The following is a 16,759-nucleotide window of genomic DNA, read 5'->3' as shown; positions in this document are numbered from 1 at the left end:
GGCTAGCTGCTGTGGGGCTCGTCGAGCGGGGTGAGCGCCTGGCTGGCCTGCTCGTGCTCCAGGCCCGTCGCCTGCAACAGGTCCACCGCGATCGACCGCAGCTGCGCGATGATGACGTGCGCCGAGAAGCCCAGCCGCTCGGGCCGTTCCCGGCCGGCCACCGCCAGCAGCGCCTGCCGCGCCAGCAGGGGATCGCGTCCGGCGGCCAGCTCCAGCTGCAGCAGCAGCGCCGCCTCCGAGACCTCCCGCATCGCCTCGGCCAGCGCCGTGGGCGGCGGGCTCGCCTCGCCCAGCGCCGCCAGCGTGCGACGGACCATCACCCGGGCGTTGCGCAGGGCCAGGTCGACGGGGACGGCGGCGGTCTCGTACCGGGCCAGGGCGGCCCGGCGATGCCAGTGCAGCGGCGAGATCATGGTGATCTCCTTGCTGGTCTCCAGCGCCATCGCGAACTCCTCGACGGCGGCCTGCGTCGTCCGCGCCTCCTCCAGCGCCTCGGCGGCCAGGTCGACGTCCCGCTTCTCGATCGCCTCCGCCGCCTGCTCCAGGACGGTGGACAGCGCGTCCAGCACCCCCGACAGGTGTTTGGCCGCGATCGTGAACGGGCTGGCGGGCATCAGCGCGACCGCCGCGACACCGATGACGCCCCCGGTGAGGGCGTCGGCCATGCGGTCGAGGCCGCCGGCGTTCTCACCGGGCAGCAGCGTGGCCACCAGCACCGCCGACGAGCCCGCCTGCGCGACGAACAGCGCCCCGCCGTTGAGCAGCAGCGCGACGGCCATGGCCAGCCCGACGACCAGCGCGAGCTGCCAGGGCCCCGAGCCGATCCAGGACACCAGCAGGTCGCCCACGCCGACGCCGAGGCTCACGCCGACCACCAGCTCGGCGACGCGCCGCAGCCGCTGGCCGAGCCCCACGCCGACGCAGATCAGCACGGAGATCGGCGCGAAGAACGGCCGGGCGTGCCCGAGCAGGTCGACGGCGACGATCCAGGCCAGCGCCGCGCCCACCGCGCACTGCACGATCGAGGGCGCCATGAGACCGAACGTGCCCAGTCGTTCCCTTACGTGATCGCTGAGCCTCGTTCGCACCTTTTCACCTTGGCGGATCTTTGTGACATTGAGGTCACGTTTGCCCCGTGACATCCGGCTGAACCGCGCCGGCGGCGAGCCGCCTGCGGACGAGCACGATGACCGCGACCACGACCGGCGTGGCCATCCACAGGTACGTGGACTGCTCGCCGACGCCGAAGGCCAGGACGGCGCTGACCGCCCAGAGCACGCCGCAGCCCCAGTAGACCCAGGCCGAGGTGGCCATCCGCCGCCTGCTCGCGTGGGTGTTGAGCAGCCCCTGCGACAGGGCGAGCGTGAACAGCGCGCCCTGGCAGAACATCAGGATCGCCTCCGTCCCCGCGAACAGGGCCAGCGCCAGCCCCTTGGACGCCTGCACGTCGACGTCGGCCGCCGACATCTCGCTCCACAGGTTCATCGTGTACGGCAGGAACGCCGAGCACAGCAGCAGCGGCACGTGCAGCAGCAGGACCGGCTGGGAGACCCGGTGGAGCTGGTCGAAGAGCGTGTGGTGGGCCCGCCAGCTGAACCACAACATCAGGAAGGCCAGTACGAACGCCGCGAACGAGCCCTGGTGATGGCTCAGGAAGCCCGCGAGGTCACGGAAGTCGTCGTCCGCCGGACGGGGGATCTCCAGGACGAGCAGCGTGATCGCGATCGCGAAGACCGCGTCGCTGAACATCCCGACCCGCTCCGGGGTCATGCCGGGACGGGGGGCCGGTGAGGGGCTGGACACAGCGGGTCTCCGTCAATCGTGGGGGGATGACCAGCATAGAGGTCCGGACCTGCCCGAGCTCACCTGTCCAGGAACGCGTCCACGGCGGCCAGGAAGGCGGCGCGTTCGGTGACATGGATGAGGTGCCCGGCCTCGATGGTGACCAGTTCGGCGCCGGGGATCAGGCGGGCCAGCCCGGGGGCGTCGAACGGGCTCAGCCGTCCGCCCGACAACACCAGCGTGGGCGCCGTGATCTTCCCCAGTTCGGCGGCCAGCGCCGGGTCGGGATCGACGATGTACGGCTCGGTCTGGTGCATCATCCGCCAGTCGAAGCCGGTGGAATCGTCCTCCACGAGCGGCTGCCGTCCCTTGATCGGGTACGGCGCGGTGACGTCCTCCAGCACCAGCCGTTCGACCCGCTCGGGGTGGCGCATGGCCAGGTGGTAGGAGACCATGCCGCCGAGCGAGTGCCCGACCAGCCGGACGCGGTCGAGCCCCAGGTGGTCGAGGAGCGCTACGACATCCTCGGCCATCGTGCCGACCGCGTACTCGCCCGGACGGTCGCTGGCCCCGTGGCCGCGCAGGTCGGGGGCGAAAACGTGGTGACGGGCGGCGAAGTGCCGGATGACGCCGTTCCAGTCGTTGTGGTTCGCGGTCCTGCCGTGGACGAGGACCAGCGGCGGAGCGGCGGGATCGCCCTCCTCGCGGTAGACGAGCTTGATGCCGTTGACGTGTGCTTCGCGAATCACATCCGGGAACACTACCTTCGCTCCTTTTGTGCGCTTCAAGGTTCCGCCGAGAGCTTGACCGGCCAGCGCACGTTGACATCGCCGCGGCCGTTCATGGGCAGACATTGCCCATGAACCCCGCCGGGCCGCTCGGCTAGCGTCGCGACGGTGGGGAAGCCGGTACTGGAGAAGGGGCAACGCATGCCGGACCCGATTGAAGTGCGAAAGGTGCCGATCGAGAGCGTGACCGACGCCTCCGGGCTGTCCCGGCTCATCGCGGACGGGGTGATCGAGGCGCGCCGGGTGCTCGCGGTGATCGGCAAGACCGAGGGCAACGGCGGCGTCAACGACTACACGCGCATCCTGGCCGACCGGGCCTTCCGCGAGGTCCTGGCCGAGCACGGCCACCCGTCCCCCGAGAGCGTGCCGCTGGTGTGGTCGGGCGGCACCGACGGCGTCCTCAGCCCGCACGCCACCGTCTTCGCCACCACGGCGGACGCGCCGATGAGCGACGAGCCGCGCCTGTCGGTGGGCGTGGCGATGAGCGAGGTGATCCTGCCCGAGGACATCGGCCGTCCGGCGATGGTGGAGAAGGTGGCCGCCGGGGTGCGGGAGGCCATGAAGATCGCCGGCATCGACGACCCGCGCGACGTGCACTACGTCCAGACCAAGACGCCGCTGCTCACGCTGGCCACGATCACCGAGGCCAGGAGCCGCGGCCAGGACACCGCCATCGAGGAGACCGGTCCGTCGATGGACCTGTCCAACTCCACCACCGCGCTCGGCATCGCCGTCGCGCTCGGCGAGATCGACATGCCCCGGGCCGACCAGATCCACAAGGACCTGTCGCTGTACTCCTCGGTGGCGTCGTGCTCGTCGGGGGTGGAGCTGGACCGGGCGCAGATCGTGCTGGTGGGGAACGTGCGCGGCGTCGGCGGGCGCTACCGCATCGGGCACAGCGTCATGAAGGACGCGCTCGACGCCGACGGCATCTGGGCGGCCATCAGGGACGCCGGGCTGCCGCTGCCGGACCGCCCGCACCCCTCCGACCTCGGCGGGCGGCTGGTCAACGTGTTCATGAAGTGCGAGGCCGACCCGTCGGGACGGGTGCGCGGGCGGCGCAACATCATGCTGGACGACTCCGACGTGCACTGGCACCGGCAGATCAAGGCGGCCGTCGGCGGGGTGGCGGCCTCGGTCACCGGCGACCCCGCGGTGTTCGTCTCGGTGGCCGCCGTGCACCAGGGGCCGTCGGGCGGCGGCCCGGTCGCGGCCATCGCCGACCTCGGCTGACCGGCCGGGCGTTGCTGACCGACCGGGCATCGGCTGACCGATCGGCCCCACGGCTAACCGGCCGGCCCCGGCCTGCACCAGGGGAGCACGGTCAGCTCGGGCCAGGCTTCGGCGCAGCGCGCCGCCTTGGCCTCGTAGACCTCGCGCGGCGCCTGCCGGGGGTTGGGACGCAGCACGAGGTTGAAGGCGTCGGCCACGCCGTAGGGGGCGTAGATCCGCCACGCCCCCGACGGGGTGAGCCGGACGCCGATCGCGCTCGTGGTGCTGGGGAAGGAGTCGATCGCGGCCTCGGAGCTGTCGTAGGGCGGGCACGGCACGCCGAAGCGGCGCTCGTACCACAGATGGACGCGGGCCTCGTTGCGGATCTCCACCGGCACGTCGCCGAACAGCTCCCGTCCGGCCCTGATCGCGCGGTCCTCCGCCTCCCACGACAGGTCGGACGGATCGTGATAGATCAGGTCATAGTCTTTGACGCCGTAGCCCGGCGGACGGCCCGTCACGTGGTTCCAGATCGCCTGGACGACCGCGCCCGCCGCCAGCCACCAGCCGGGCAGGCCGAGCCTGACAGCTCCGCCGAGCACCCGCACCAGCACCGGGTCGGTCTCCAGCACGGCCCGCACGGCCGCAGTCTGCTCGTCGAGGGGGAGCCGAGAGATCCGCACCGCACCTGTCTAGCAGCCCACCCCGACAGAACACCGCCGGAACCCCGACGACCACCGCAGGAACGCTGACGAGCACCGCCGGAACCCCGACGAGCCCGTCGGAACGCCGGGGAGCATCGCCGGAACGCCTCCAGGGCGGCTCCAGGGACGGGGGCGGTGAGGCCCGCGGGTAGTCTCGTTCGTTGTGCCGACCATCCCACAGCCACTCGACCCCGACGACGACGGCAGCGCCGCCCCCGCCGTGGCCGCCGCCCTGGCCGCCTACGAGGCGGGCGCGTGCGGCCCCGCCGACGTGCTGGCCGCGCTGAGCGGCGCGCGGCTGCTGGTGCCGGTGGTCGCCCTGCTGACCGAGTCCGAGGTCGGTGAGCACGGGCTGCGCCAGGAGAAGGAGAGCGAGATGGCGCTGCCCAAGCTCGTCGGCCAGGACGGCAGGCACGCGGTGCTCGCCTTCACCGGCACCGACGCGCTGACCAGATGGCGCAAGGACGCCCGCCCGATCCAGACCGGCACGCTCCAGGTCTGCCGGGCGGCCGTTCACGAGGAGGCCGCGGCGGTCGTGGTCGACGTGGCCGGGCCGGTGCAGTTCGTGATCGAGGGCGAGGTGCTGAGGGCGCTGGCCGCGGTCGAGTCCGGCACCGTGGACCAGCTCGGCGGCGTCACCGTCGCCAGGATGGAGCCCGCCCCGCCGCCCCGCCGCCGCTGGTTCTCCCGCCGAAACGGCTGAACACCGCGTCGGCGAAACGGCTGAATACCGCGTCCCCGGCGGAACCGGCTGGGCACCGCGTCTCCGGCGGAACGGCTTAACACCGCGTTCCCGATGGAAACGGCTGAACACCGCTTTTCTCCCGCGCCGGACCCCCGCCCCCCGCGGAAGCGGCTGAACGCCGCTTCTCGCGCAGCCGGACGCTCTCGCGTGAGCCTGACGCGCCGACGCCCCCGACCGGTGCCGGTCACCGGCCGGGGGCGTTCGCCGGACGTCCTCAGAAGCGGACGTCCTCAGAAGCGGACGTCCTCAGAAGCGGACGTCCCCAAGAACGGACGTCCCCAAGAACGGACGTCGTCAGGAGACGGTCAGGTAGAACCCGGTGTCGGCCGCCACGCCGTCGGCGAGCTGGCTGTAGACCGCGACCGCCCGGTAGTGGCCGCCGCAGATCGCCGCCCCGCGCTGTACCGACAGCGAGCGCGGGTAGGTGGACCGGCCCGTCGGCGTCACGTGGATCGCCAGGTCGCCGTCGTAGTCGACGTCGTCGCTGAGGATCACACAGTACGTCCCGCGGAACATGCGCCTGACCTCCTCGACGTTCTTGCTCGCGGTCACCGCGCCGTCCGCCCGGACGGTGGCCGAGGCCTGGGCGTACGGAGTGTCCGCGTACGCCGCCGCGGGCGTCAGGACGGCCGCCGCGACGAGCGCGACGCCGGCGGCGCGCCGGATGATGTTCATAGGGGTGCTCCCTCGGTTCGCGGTCAGGAGATGGTCAGGTCGAAGCCGCCGTCGGCGAGCCGGCCGCTGCTGGTGTCGTAGACGCCGACGGTGATGGTGTTGGACTCGTGGCAGGTCGCCGACGAGTTCCGGTAGGCGATGAACGGGAGGCGGCGGGGCGCCCGCGGGGTGATCTGGATCACCGCGGTGGACGTGGTGACGTGCCTGTCGACCATCACGCAGTAGCGGCCGGTCGAGGCCCGCCACGTCTTGAGGATGTTCTTGCCGTTGTTCAGCTCGCCGTCCGCGTCGACGATCGCCGCGGCCCGCGCGTAAGGGGCCTGCAGGTCGGCGTACGCGGCGGGGCCGGTCATGATGAGGCTTGCGGCGCTCAGCGCGAGGCCGCCGGCCAGGATGCCACGGAACATGGGTCTTCCTCTCGGTCACTCTTCCGGGGGGCCACGACAGAAAGTAGGTTCCTGACCACCCCGCAAGCCGCGTGCCACCCCGGCCGAGACGATCAAAGTTCCTTGGGGGATCGCCCCCGAACCCATGACCGCCGGCGTGCGTCGCGGGCGTCCGTCCGGGGCGCGAGGGCCCGCCGGGACGCGGGTTCGCTCTTGGCGCACGCCATACCCGGGCCGCCCGCCGCGATCCCGGGACGGCCGCCGGGCCGCCGCATTAGGGTCTGCTCGTGGTCGCACTGATGGCGCTGCTCGGTCTGGTCGCCGGCCCCCAGGTCAGGGCGCTGGCCGACGCCTACGACGACCTCGCGTCCCCGCCGTCCTGGCCGCCCGGCGTGGAACTGCTGACCGCCGCCGTGACGGCGCTGACCGCCTGGCTCGCCGGGCCGCCGTACGCCGGTCTCGCGCTGGCCGGCACGGCGCTGGCGGTCATCGACTGGCGCACCACCCTGCTGCCCGACGCGATCACGCTGCCCGCGTACCCGATCATCGCACTGACCCTGCTCCCCACCGGGGAGCTGCCGCGCGCGCTGCTCGGCGCGGCGGCCCTGGCGGCCGTCTACGGCCTGTTGTGGTTCGCCAGGCCGGCCGCGATGGGCCTCGGCGACGTCAAGCTGGCCGGGCTCATCGGCATGGCGGCGGCGGCGATGGGCTGGCAGACGTGGGTGGCCGCGGCGTTCGCCGGGCAGGTGCTCGGCGCGCTGTACGCGGTCGCCCTGCTGCTCACGGGGCGGGGCGACCGGCACACCCAGTTCCCCTTCGGGCCGTTCATGCTGCTCGGTGCTTTCGTGGCGCTCTGTCTCGGCTGGTGAACGACGGACATCCCACCCGGCCGCACGTGGAAGACTTGGAGTCATGTTGCGCTGGTTGACGGCCGGAGAGTCCCACGGCCCCGAACTCGTTGCCATCCTCGAAGGACTGCCCGCCGGGGTCGAGGTGACCACGGCCGCGATCGACGAGGCCCTGCGCCGCCGCAGGCTCGGCTACGGCCGCGGCGCGCGGATGAAGTTCGAGCAGGACCAGGTGACGATCGTCGGCGGCGTGCGCCACGGCCGCACCATGGGCAGCCCGGTCGCCGTCCGCGTCGGCAACACCGAGTGGCCCAAGTGGGAGAAGGTCATGTCGGCCGACCCGGTCGACCCGGCCGAGCTGGAGGGCCTGGCCCGCAACGCGCCGCGGTCCCGTCCCCGCCCCGGCCACGCCGACCTGGCCGGCATGCAGAAGTACGGCTTCGACGACGCCCGCCAGGTGCTCGACCGGGCCAGCGCCCGCGAGACCGCGGCCCGCGTCGCGCTCGGCGAGGTCGCCAGGCGCTTCCTGAAGCAGGCGCTCGGCGTCGACATCGTCAGCCACGTCACCTCCATCGGCGGCGCGCAGACCCCGACCGACGTGCTGCCCGGCCCCGGCGACCTGGCCAGGATCGACGAAGACCCGGTCCGCTGCTCCGACCCCGAGGGCAGCGCCGCCATGGTCGCCGTGATCGACCAGGCGCACAAGGAGGGCGACACGCTCGGCGGCGTCGTCGAGGTGCTCGCCTACGGCCTGCCGCCCGGCCTGGGCAGCTACACCCACTGGGACCGCAGGCTCGACTCCCGGCTCGCCGCGGCCCTCATGGGCATCCAGGCGATCAAGGGCGTCGCGGTCGGCGACGGCTTCGAGACCGCCCGCCGGCCCGGCTCGCGCGCCCACGACGAGATCGAGTACACCGCCGAGAACGGCGTCAAGCGCGTCACCAACCGCGCGGGCGGCGTCGAGGGCGGCATGACCAACGGCGAGGTCCTGCGGGTCAGCGCCGCCATGAAGCCCATCTCCACCGTGCCGAGGGCCCTGGCCACGATCGACGTCAAGACCGGCGAGGCGGCCAAGGCCCACCACGAGCGCTCCGACGTGTGCGCGGTCCCGGCCGCGGGCATCGTGGCCGAGGCCATGGTCGCGCTGGTGCTGGCCGACGCGGCCCTGGAGAAGTTCGGCGGCGACTCGGTGGAGGAGGTCGCCCGCAACCTGTCCGGCTACCTCTCCTCGATGGTGATCAAGTGACGGCCGCGCGGAGCGAACGAGAAGGGGTGAGCGACCAGTGACCAGAGCCGTGCTCATCGGCCCGCCCGGATCGGGCAAGACCACGATCGGGCGGCTGCTGGCCGAGCGGCTCGGCGTCGCCTTCCGCGACACCGACGCCGACGTCGAGGAGGTGGCCGGCAAGCCGGTCTCCGACATCTTCGTCGAGGACGGCGAGGCCCGCTTCCGCGAGCTGGAGCACCAGGCCGTGCGCCGTGCCCTGGCCGAGCACGACGGCGTCCTGTCGCTCGGCGGCGGCGCCGTGCTCAACGAGGAGACCCAGGCCCTGCTCGCCGGTCACCACGTCGTCTACCTGCAGGTGGGCCTGGCCGACGCGGTCCAGCGGGTCGGGCTCGGCTCGGCCAGGCCGCTGCTCGTGCTCAACCCGCGCAGCCAGCTCAAGAAGCTGATGGAGGAGCGGCGGCCGGTCTACGAGCGCCTGGCCGTGGTCACCCTCGCCACCGACAAGCGCGACCCCGGCGAGCTCGCCGACGAGATCCTGGAGGGCCTGCCGGCATGACCGCGACGCGGATCCCCGTATCCGGCGACAGCCCCTACGACGTCGTGGTGGGCAGCGGCGTGCAGGCCGAGCTGCCGGGCCTGCTGCGGCCGGGCGTGCGCACGGTCGCCGTCGTCCGCCCGCAGGGCCTGCCCGAGCTGTCCCGCCCGGTCCTCGCGGCGCTGGCCGAGGCCGGCTACGAGGTGGCCGACCTGCCCGTCCCCGACGGCGAGGCGTGCAAGACGCCCGAGGTGGCCGCCGGCCTGTGGTCCGCGCTCGGCCGCCACGGCCTGACCCGCTCCGACGCCGTCGTGGGCGTGGGCGGCGGCGCGACGACCGACCTGGCCGGGTTCGTGGCCGGCACCTGGCTGCGCGGCGTGCAGGTCGTGCTCGTGCCGACGACGCTGCTGGCCATGGTCGACGCCGCCGTCGGCGGCAAGAACGGCATCGACACGCCCGAGGGCAAGAACCTGGTGGGCACGTTCCTGCCGCCCGCCGGGGTGCTCTGCGACCTGGCGGTGCTGCCCGGCATGCCGAAGGCCGACTACGTGGCGGGGCTCGCCGAGATCATCAAGGGCGGCTTCATCGCCGACCCGCAGATCCTCACGCTGGTCGAGTCCGACCCCGAGGGGGCCACCAGGCCCGACGGCCCCCACACCCGCGAGCTGATCGAGCGCAAGATCCGCGTCAAGGCCGGCGTCGTGGGCGCCGACCTGCGCGAACAGGGCCTGCGCGAGATCCTCAACTACGGCCACACGCTCGCCCACGCCATCGAGCGCGACGAGCACTACACGATCCGCCACGGCGAGGCGGTCGCCATCGGCATGGTCTACGCCGCCGAGCTGTCCCGGTTGTCCGGCCGCGCCGACCTGACCGCCCGCACCCGCGCGATCCTCACCTCCGTGGGCCTGCCGGTCTCCTACCACGCCGGCGCCTGGCCGCGGCTGCGCGACCACATGCGGCTGGACAAGAAGAACCGGGGGGCCAAGCAGCGCTTCGTCGTCCTCGACGACCTGGCCAGGCCCGGGCGCCTCGAAGACCCCGCCGAAGAGCTGCTGGAAGCCGCCTACAAGGAGATCGCACGATGATCCTCGTGCTCAACGGCCCCAACCTGAGCCGGCTCGGCACCCGAGAGCCCGACGTCTACGGGGCCGAGACGCTGGAGGACCTCGCCGAGCTGTGCCGCGAGACCGGCCGCAAGCTCGGCGAGCAGGTCGAGGTGCGCCAGACCGACGACGAGGCCGAGCTGATCGGCTGGCTGCACGAGGCCGCCGACGGCCGCATCCCGGTTGTGCTCAACCCGGCCGCCTTCACCCACTACTCCTACGCCGTGCGCGACGCCATCGCCCAGCGCACCGCCCCGCTCGTCGAGGTGCACATCAGCAACCCCGCGGCGAGGGAAGAGTTTCGCCACACCTCGGTCGTCGCCGGGGTGGCGACGGGCACGATCGCCGGATTCGGACTACAGTCCTACGTCCTGGCGCTACACGCTATCGCGGAGATGAACAGCAGCTCATGAGGCAATACAAGTCCTTCGTCGCACTCGGGGACAGTTTCACCGAAGGACTGAACGATCCAGGCCCCGACGGGCACTACCGCGGCTGGGCCGACCGGGTCGCCGAACGGCTCGCCGCCGACGACCCGGCGTTCCGCTACGCCAACCTGGCCGTCCGCGGCAAGCTGCTCGACCAGATCATCACCGAGCAGGTGCCGCGGGCCATCGAGATGGGCCCCGACCTGGTCAGCTTCTGCGCGGGCGGCAACGACCTGCTGCGGCCGGGCAGCGACCCCGACGTGATGGCCAAGCGCCTGGCCCGCGCGGTGCGCGACCTGCGGGCCGGCGGTGCGGACGTGCTGCTGTTCACCGGCGTCGATCCGCGCGACACACCGCTCATGCGGCGGCTGCGCGGTCGTTTCGCCATCTTCTACCTGCACATCCGCTCCATCGCCGACCTCTACGGCTGCCGGCTGGTCGACCAGTGGTCGATGCAGGGGCTGCGCGACTGGCGGGCCTGGAGCGCCGACCGCCTGCACATGAACGAGGACGGCCACCGGCTGGTGGCGGCCCGCGTGCTCGACGTGCTCGGGGTGCCGTTCGACGACTGGCGCAAGGAGTGGCCGGAGCGGCTGGTCGACCCGCGGGCGCGGCGCCGCGAGGACGCCCAGTGGATCCGCGAGCACCTGGTGCCGTGGATGTCCCGCCGCCTGCGCGGCACCTCCTCCGGCGACGGCCTCACCCCGAAGCGCCCCGACCTCACCCCGTTCTAGCCGCCCTCGCAGGACCGGTCAGGCCGCCCGCCGTACGGGGCCGGTGGCCTTCCAGAAGACGCCCGCTGACCCTGCACCGGCGGGCCGCCGTCACGCGAGCCCGCCCTGCCCGACTCCGTGGCCTCGCGGGCCCGCGACGGTCAGGACTCGGCGGACAGGCGCTTGAGCGCGGCGCGGGGGACGGCCGGGTCCGTGGTACGCCAGAACGGCGGCAACGACCCCATCAGGAAACCGCTGTACCGGGCGGTGGCCAGGCGCGGGTCGAGGACCGCGATGACGCCCTTGTCGTCCTGGGCGCGCAGCAACCGGCCGGCGCCCTGGGCCAGCAGCAGGGCGGCGTGGTTGGCCGCCACCGCCATGAACCCGTTGCCGCCGCGCGCCGCGACGTGCCGCTGCCGGGCCGAGGTGAGCGGATCGTCGGGACGCGGGAACGGCACCCGGTCGATGATGACCAGCCGCAGCGACGGCCCGGGGACGTCGACCCCCTGCCACAGCGACAACGTGCCGAACAGGCAGGTCGGCTCGTCCTCGGCGAACTGCTTGACCAGCAGCATGGTCGAGTCGTCGCCCTGGCACAGCAGCGGCACGTCGAGCCGCTCGCGCAGCGCCTCCGTGGCGGCCTTGGCGGCGCGCATCGAGGAGAACAGGCCCAGCGTGCGCCCGCCGGCCGCCTCGATGAGCTCGGTGATCTCGTCGAGATACTGCTGCGGCAGCCCGTCGCGGCCCGGCTGGGGGAGGTGTTTGGCGACGTAGAGGATGCCGGCGCGCGGGTGGTCGAACGGCGAGCCGACGTCGATGCCCTGCCAGCGCTTGCTGTCGCCCAGCCCCCACTGCGCGGCCAACCCGTCGAACGTGCCGCCGAGCGCGAGCGTGGCGGAGGTGAGCACCACCGTGCGCTCGCCGAACAGCCGGTCGCGCAGCATGCCGCTCACGCTCAGCGGCGCGACCCGCAACATGGGCGGACGTCGGTCGGTGGCGCCGTCGAGCCAGACCACCTCGGCGCGGTCGGCCTCGGAGGCGTGGCCGTAGGCGTCGAGCATGCGGACGGCGGTGTCGTGCACCTCGTCGAGCGCGGTGAAGGCGGCCTTGCGCTGGCCGGCCTTGTCGGGGTCGTCCTTGTCGGCGTTGCGCGGGCCCATGGCGGTGATGCAGCGCCAGGCCGTGTCGCGGATGAGCTGCAACGTGAGGCCGAGCACCTGCGGCAGCTCGTCGATGCGGCCGGGCGGCGCGGCGGCCAGCAGCGCCTTGAGGTCTTCGCCCGCCTCCATGAGCTGGTCGGCGAGCGGCTGTTCGATCAGCCGGCCGACGCGGCGCACGGCCAGCATCACCGACGCCTCCGACAACTCGGCGGTGACCACCGAGGTGACCCGGTCGACCAGCTCGTGGGCCTCGTCGACGACCACGACCTCGTGCTCGGGCAGCACCGGCAGGTCGCCCATGGCGTCGATGGCCAGCAGCGCGTGGTTGGTCACCACGACGTCGACCTCGCCCGCGCGCGCCCTGGCCAGCTCGGCGAAGCACTCGGCGCCGCTCGGGCAGCGGGTGGCGCCCAGGCACTCCTGCGCGCTCACCGAGAACTGCCGCCAGGCCTGCTCGCTGACGCCGGGCACCAGCTCGTCGCGGTCGCCCGTCTCGGTCTCGTCGGCCCACTCCTGGATGCGCTGGACCATGCGGCCGGTCGCGCTCACCTCGCGCGGGTCGAAGAGCTGGTCCTGCTCGTCCTCCTCGGGCCAGCCCGCCGTCGCCTTGTAGCGGCACAGGTAGTTGCGCCGGCCCTTGAGTATGGCGAACGTCGGCTCGTGCGGCAGCTCCTTGCCCAGCGCCTCGGCCAGCCGGGGCAGGTCGCGGTCGACGAGCTGGCGCTGCAGCGCGATGGTGGCCGTGGAGATCACGACGGGGGTGTCGCTGTCCATGGCGTGCCGGATCGAGGGCACCAGGTACGCCAGCGACTTGCCGGTGCCCGTGCCCGCCTGGACGGCCAGGTGCTCCTCGTCGTCGATGGCCTTCTGGACGGCCTTGACCATGGTGATCTGGCCCTGCCGTTCGCTCCCTCCGAGAGCGCCGACCGCGATGCTGAGCAGTTCGTCCACTGACGGGAGATGGGAGTCCGGCACGGTCGTCAACGGTACCCGCAATCCCGGGCCGACGCGCCGGGACGCCCTGTGTCCGGTCATGCGCATCCCGGCGTTCGCGGGCTCCGCGCGGGACTCGCATGGCACACTGTCGAGCGGAACTTCAACTGGTCAGGAAGATCTTGCAGGTGTGATCGATGGGGTTCACGGTCTCGATGGTGAGAGCGGTTAGGTAGGGTTTTCCGGGGTTGAGTGGACGAATAAAGGCTGGTTAAAGCAGTATGTCTGCCATGTCGGAAGTTGTCCCGTTGCCGTCGTTCGGCGAAGTCTTCTTCGATGCACGAGGTCAGGAGCGGTGCCTCCGGGTCACGTGGCATGAGGGCACACTCGTCCTCAGCCTGTGGCGAGGGGAGATGTGCACAGCGAGCTTCCGCATGCCGATGGAGGACGTCGGCAGGCTGCTCGACACGCTCGACGACGGCTACGCCGAGGCCACGGGCGAGCAGCCCGCGGTGCCCGCGGCCGACCCGGGCACCGAGGTCATGCCGGGCACCGGGACGTACCATCGGCCGCCCCAGCACGCCCAGCAGCCTCCGCCGCCCGCGCTCGACGAGCGGCCCACCGCGTCGCTGTCGCCCAACGACGTGCTGGTCGCGCGCGGCCCGGCGCCGCAGGACAAACTGGTGGCCTCCTACAGCGAGACCACCGGCCCCCGGGAGACGCCGTCGTACGGCGAGCGCACCCCCTTCACCGGCCCCCAGTACGTCGAGCAGCCCGCCGCCCAGTACCCCGGCGACCCGCACAGCGGCCCCCACTACACCGGCGACCCGTTCAGCGGCCCGCAGTACACGGGCGATCCGCTGAGCGGCCCTCAGTACACGGGCGACGCCTTCAGCGGCCCGCAGTACACCGGCGACCCGCTGAGCGGCCCGCAGTACGCCGGCGACCCGCTGAGCGGCCCGCAGTACACGGGCGACCCCTTCACCGGCCCCCAGTACGTCGACAGCGGCGAGCCCGTCTACCAGCTGCCCGCCGGCCAGCGCCGCCCGGCGCCGCTGAGCACCGACCCGCTCGGGTTCCCCTCGCAGGCCGCCGACCCCTTCCCGCCGGCCCAGCAGTACTCCTCCGACTCCTACGGCTCCTACCAGCAGCCCCCGTCCCAGCCTCAGCCCCCGTCTCAGGCGCAGCCGCAGAGCACGGCGGGGCTCGGCACTCCCATGCACGGCATCCCCGGCGCCGGCCGCAGGCGCAACCCCGCCCCCGCCCAGGACTCCTACCGCGCGGCCGACACCTACCAGGGCTACCAGCAGCCCGCGCAGCCCAACCCGGTCGACCCGCTGCTGGCGCTCGGCCGCCAGGAGTACCCGCCGCAGTCGTCCGACCCGAACATGGGCCGTCCCTACGTGACGGACCCCCTGTTCTCGACCGGCGAACGTCTGCGCCCCGACCAGCAGCAGGACTACGGCGACGGGCACGACCGCCGGGAGTGGTGACACCCTCCTCCCGCCCGCCGGGTACGCTCTCGGCATCCACCCGGGCGAGCTGGAGGAACGTCGTTGAACCCGACCATGGGCCTGCAACTGCTGCTGATGGCCGGTGGCGCGGTCGCGGTCGCGGCGGTGGCCCGGCGGCGGGGCTGGCCGGCCCCGCTGTTGCTGGTCGCGGCCGGCCTGCTGGTCTCGCCGCTCGTGCCGGCCGTGCCGTTGCAGCCGGAGCTGGTGCTGTTCGTGTTCCTGCCGCCGCTGCTCTACTCGGCCGCGCTCGACAGCTCCTACCTGCGGCTGCGTGACGTCAAGCGGGCCGTGGCGCTGCTGTCCATCGGTCTGGTGCTGTTCACCACGGCTGTGGTGGGGCTGGTCGTCCACCTGCTGCTGCCGCAGCTCCCGCTGGCCGCCGCCTTCGCGCTCGGCGCGATCATCGCGCCGCCCGACGCCGTGGCGGCCGTCGCCGTGGGCCGGCGGCTCGGGCTGCCGCGCAGGTCGCTGACGATCCTCATCGGCGAGAGCCTGTTCAACGACGCCACGGCGCTGACGGCCTACCGGGTGGCCATCGGGGCGGCCGTGGGCGGCAGCATCGACCTGCTCCAGGGGGTGGCGCAGTTCCTGTTCGCGGCGCTCGGCGGCGTGGCGATCGGGCTGGCGCTGGCGTTCGTGTTCGCCTGGGTGTTCCAGCACACCCGCGACTCGCTGGTCGAGAACACGCTGATGTTGCTGATCCCGTTCGCGGCCTATCTCGCGGCCGAGTCCGTGCACGTCTCCGGGCTCGGGCCCGAGCCGGTGCACGCCTCGGGCGTGATCTCCGTCGTGGTCGTCGGCCTCTACCTGGGCAACCGCATGCACCAGCGGGGGTTCGGCACCCGGCTGGTGTCCGACGCGGTGTGGAAGGTCACCGACTTCTTCCTGGAGTCGATCGTCTTCGCGCTCATCGGGCTGCAGCTCGTGACCGTGGTCAAGGGCATCACCGGTTACGGCCCGTGGCAGGTCGCCGGCTACGCGCTGGCGGTGCTCGCGGTCACGATCGTGTCCAGGTTCGTGTGGGTGTTCGCCTTCACCCCGCTGGTCAAGCTCGTCCGGCGGGGCCCGGCGCCCAGCCCGCAGCAGACGGTGATCCTGGGCTGGGCCGGCATGCGGGGCGTGGTCTCGCTCGCGGCGGCGTTCTCCATCCCGCCCGAGATCCCGGCCCGCGACCGGGCCATGCTGCTGTTCCTGACGTTCACCACGGTGATCGGCACCCTGCTGATCCAGGGCATGACGTTCCCCGCGCTGATCAGGAAGCTGCGCGTGTCGAGCGAGCAGGAGCGCTACGAGGACACGCTGGCCGAGGCGGCCGCCCAGCAGGCCGCGCTGGAGGCGGGCCTGGCCGAGCTCGAACGGCTGGTCGAGCAGGAGGGCGAGCCCGACGAGATCAAGAAGCAGGTCATCGACCAGCTCAGGGAGAAGTCGTGGCGGCGGTCGCTGACCGCGTGGGAACGCCTGGGCGGCGGCACCGCGCAGGGCGGCGCCGAGACTCCCAGCAGCATCTACCGGCGGCTGCGCCGTGACATGCTCACGGCCGAGCGCGAGGTGTTCGTCCGCCTGCGCGACGAGCGCCGCCTCGACGACGAGGTGCTGCGCGAGGTGATGGCCCAGCTCGACTTCGAGGAGGCCATCCTCGAACGCTGACCCCGCCGGTCCCCGCGAGGGCGCCGGCCGGGTCAGCCCATCTGGTTGTCCACGAAGCACCAGCGCCAGCCCTCGCCCGGTTCGAACGACTGGATCACCGGGTGCGCGGTCGCGTGGAAGTGCTTGGTCGCGTGCTTGTTGGGCGAGGAGTCGCAGCAGCCGATGTGGCCGCACTCCAGGCAGCGCCGCAGATGCACCCATCGGCTGCCGCTGGCCAGGCACTCCTCGCAGCCCTCTGGGGTCTTCGCCGCCGGGTCGTCGGCCTGGGAAAGATGCTCGCACATTGCCATGGATCAGATCCTAGGACCCGGCCGCCGACGCCTTCCGCCCAGACCTCCTGTCCGGGCCCTGGCCT

At 72.6% G+C, this 16,759-nt stretch carries 18 protein-coding genes; 10 read left to right on the top strand and 8 right to left on the bottom strand.

Translation table 11 applies throughout. The features are described 5' to 3' along the window. Nucleotides 1-2 precede the first annotated feature (2 nt). The 3 genes from AB0J71_RS12980 to AB0J71_RS12970 all read right to left on the bottom strand — a co-directional run bounded on the left by AB0J71_RS12980 (nt 3) and on the right by AB0J71_RS12970 (nt 2,531). Nucleotides 3-1,034: an FUSC family protein gene (locus tag AB0J71_RS12980; protein WP_364389973.1), complete on the bottom strand. Its 1,032-nt coding sequence runs from the start codon at nt 1,032-1,034 to the stop codon at nt 3-5. Between the two features lie 88 nt (nt 1,035-1,122). After that, nucleotides 1,123-1,770, bottom strand: a complete 648-nt coding sequence (locus AB0J71_RS12975; protein WP_352324087.1) for a TMEM175 family protein — start codon at nt 1,768-1,770, stop codon at nt 1,123-1,125. Nucleotides 1,771-1,862: 92 nt separating this feature from the next. After that, nucleotides 1,863-2,531 carry an alpha/beta fold hydrolase gene (locus AB0J71_RS12970; protein WP_352324088.1) on the bottom strand — a complete coding sequence of 223 codons (669 nt, stop codon included), beginning with the start codon at nt 2,529-2,531 and terminating at the stop codon, nt 1,863-1,865. Nucleotides 2,532-2,711: 180 nt separating this feature from the next. Between AB0J71_RS12970 and AB0J71_RS12965 the strand changes: the two genes are divergently transcribed. Continuing rightward, nucleotides 2,712-3,803, top strand: coding sequence for a ring-opening amidohydrolase (locus AB0J71_RS12965; protein ID WP_352324089.1), 1,092 nt, complete (start codon nt 2,712-2,714; stop codon nt 3,801-3,803). Nucleotides 3,804-3,856: 53 nt separating this feature from the next. Here AB0J71_RS12965 and AB0J71_RS12960 read toward each other — a convergent pair whose 3' ends face one another. Further along, nucleotides 3,857-4,465, bottom strand: a complete 609-nt coding sequence (locus tag AB0J71_RS12960) for a nucleotidyltransferase family protein (RefSeq protein ID WP_352324090.1) — start codon at nt 4,463-4,465, stop codon at nt 3,857-3,859. Between the two features lie 184 nt (nt 4,466-4,649). Here AB0J71_RS12960 and AB0J71_RS12955 point away from each other — a divergent pair, with 184 nt between their 5' ends. Next, nucleotides 4,650-5,189 carry an SseB family protein gene (locus tag AB0J71_RS12955; RefSeq protein ID WP_352324091.1) on the top strand — a complete coding sequence of 180 codons (540 nt, stop codon included), beginning with the start codon at nt 4,650-4,652 and terminating at the stop codon, nt 5,187-5,189. Between the two features lie 336 nt (nt 5,190-5,525). On the opposite strand, the gene AB0J71_RS12950 is transcribed toward AB0J71_RS12955, so the two are convergent. Together AB0J71_RS12950 and AB0J71_RS12945 are read right to left on the bottom strand one after the other, a co-directional pair. Further along, a complete protein-coding gene (locus tag AB0J71_RS12950; RefSeq protein ID WP_352324092.1) occupies nt 5,526-5,906 on the bottom strand; it encodes a hypothetical protein in 381 nt (126 codons plus the stop codon). 23 nt (nt 5,907-5,929) lie between these two features. Beyond that, on the bottom strand, nt 5,930-6,313 hold the full coding sequence (locus AB0J71_RS12945; RefSeq protein ID WP_352324093.1) for a hypothetical protein: 384 nt from the start codon (nt 6,311-6,313) through the stop codon (nt 5,930-5,932). 266 nt (nt 6,314-6,579) lie between these two features. On the opposite strand from AB0J71_RS12945, the gene AB0J71_RS12940 reads away from it, so the two are divergent. Genes AB0J71_RS12940 through AB0J71_RS12915 form a run of 6 tightly spaced genes read left to right on the top strand, consistent with a single transcriptional unit; the run spans nt 6,580 to nt 11,171 of the window. Continuing rightward, entirely contained in the window at nt 6,580-7,161 is a 582-nt protein-coding gene (locus tag AB0J71_RS12940) for an A24 family peptidase (protein WP_364414169.1), read from the top strand. A 43-nt stretch (nt 7,162-7,204) separates the two neighbouring features. Further along, nucleotides 7,205-8,386 (top strand): chorismate synthase, encoded by a 1,182-nt coding sequence (gene aroC, locus AB0J71_RS12935; RefSeq protein ID WP_352324095.1) that lies wholly within the window; start codon nt 7,205-7,207, stop codon nt 8,384-8,386. 37 nt (nt 8,387-8,423) lie between these two features. Further along, a complete protein-coding gene (locus AB0J71_RS12930; protein WP_352324096.1) occupies nt 8,424-8,924 on the top strand; it encodes a shikimate kinase in 501 nt (166 codons plus the stop codon). After that, nucleotides 8,921-9,991 (top strand): 3-dehydroquinate synthase, encoded by a 1,071-nt coding sequence (aroB, locus tag AB0J71_RS12925; protein WP_352324097.1) that lies wholly within the window; start codon nt 8,921-8,923, stop codon nt 9,989-9,991. Before AB0J71_RS12930 ends, aroB begins: the two co-directional genes overlap by 4 nt. Beyond that, a complete protein-coding gene (gene aroQ / locus AB0J71_RS12920) occupies nt 9,988-10,422 on the top strand; it encodes a type II 3-dehydroquinate dehydratase (protein ID WP_352363963.1) in 435 nt (144 codons plus the stop codon). Before aroB ends, aroQ begins: the two co-directional genes overlap by 4 nt. Then, nucleotides 10,419-11,171, top strand: coding sequence for an SGNH/GDSL hydrolase family protein (locus AB0J71_RS12915; RefSeq protein WP_352324099.1), 753 nt, complete (start codon nt 10,419-10,421; stop codon nt 11,169-11,171). Before aroQ ends, AB0J71_RS12915 begins: the two co-directional genes overlap by 4 nt. A 140-nt stretch (nt 11,172-11,311) precedes the next feature. On the opposite strand, the gene AB0J71_RS12910 is transcribed toward AB0J71_RS12915, so the two are convergent. Beyond that, nucleotides 11,312-13,285, bottom strand: coding sequence for an ATP-dependent DNA helicase (locus AB0J71_RS12910; protein ID WP_352324100.1), 1,974 nt, complete (start codon nt 13,283-13,285; stop codon nt 11,312-11,314). Nucleotides 13,286-13,677: 392 nt separating this feature from the next. Here AB0J71_RS12910 and AB0J71_RS12905 point away from each other — a divergent pair, with 392 nt between their 5' ends. Both AB0J71_RS12905 and AB0J71_RS12900 read left to right on the top strand, forming a co-directional pair. Beyond that, nucleotides 13,678-14,736: a hypothetical protein gene (locus AB0J71_RS12905; protein ID WP_364414167.1), complete on the top strand. Its 1,059-nt coding sequence runs from the start codon at nt 13,678-13,680 to the stop codon at nt 14,734-14,736. Nucleotides 14,737-14,799: 63 nt separating this feature from the next. Continuing rightward, a complete protein-coding gene (locus AB0J71_RS12900; RefSeq protein ID WP_352324102.1) occupies nt 14,800-16,404 on the top strand; it encodes a Na+/H+ antiporter in 1,605 nt (534 codons plus the stop codon). Nucleotides 16,405-16,436: 32 nt separating this feature from the next. Here AB0J71_RS12900 and AB0J71_RS12895 read toward each other — a convergent pair whose 3' ends face one another. Continuing rightward, on the bottom strand, nt 16,437-16,694 hold the full coding sequence (locus AB0J71_RS12895; RefSeq protein WP_352324103.1) for a UBP-type zinc finger domain-containing protein: 258 nt from the start codon (nt 16,692-16,694) through the stop codon (nt 16,437-16,439). Between the last annotated feature and the right edge of the window lie 65 nt (nt 16,695-16,759).

The organism is Nonomuraea sp. NPDC049637, assembly GCF_040675235.1.
Taxonomy (GTDB): domain Bacteria; phylum Actinomycetota; class Actinomycetes; order Streptosporangiales; family Streptosporangiaceae; genus Nonomuraea.
The sequence above is the reverse complement of the archived record's forward strand: the minus strand, read 5'-3'. Positions and strand labels throughout refer to the sequence as shown.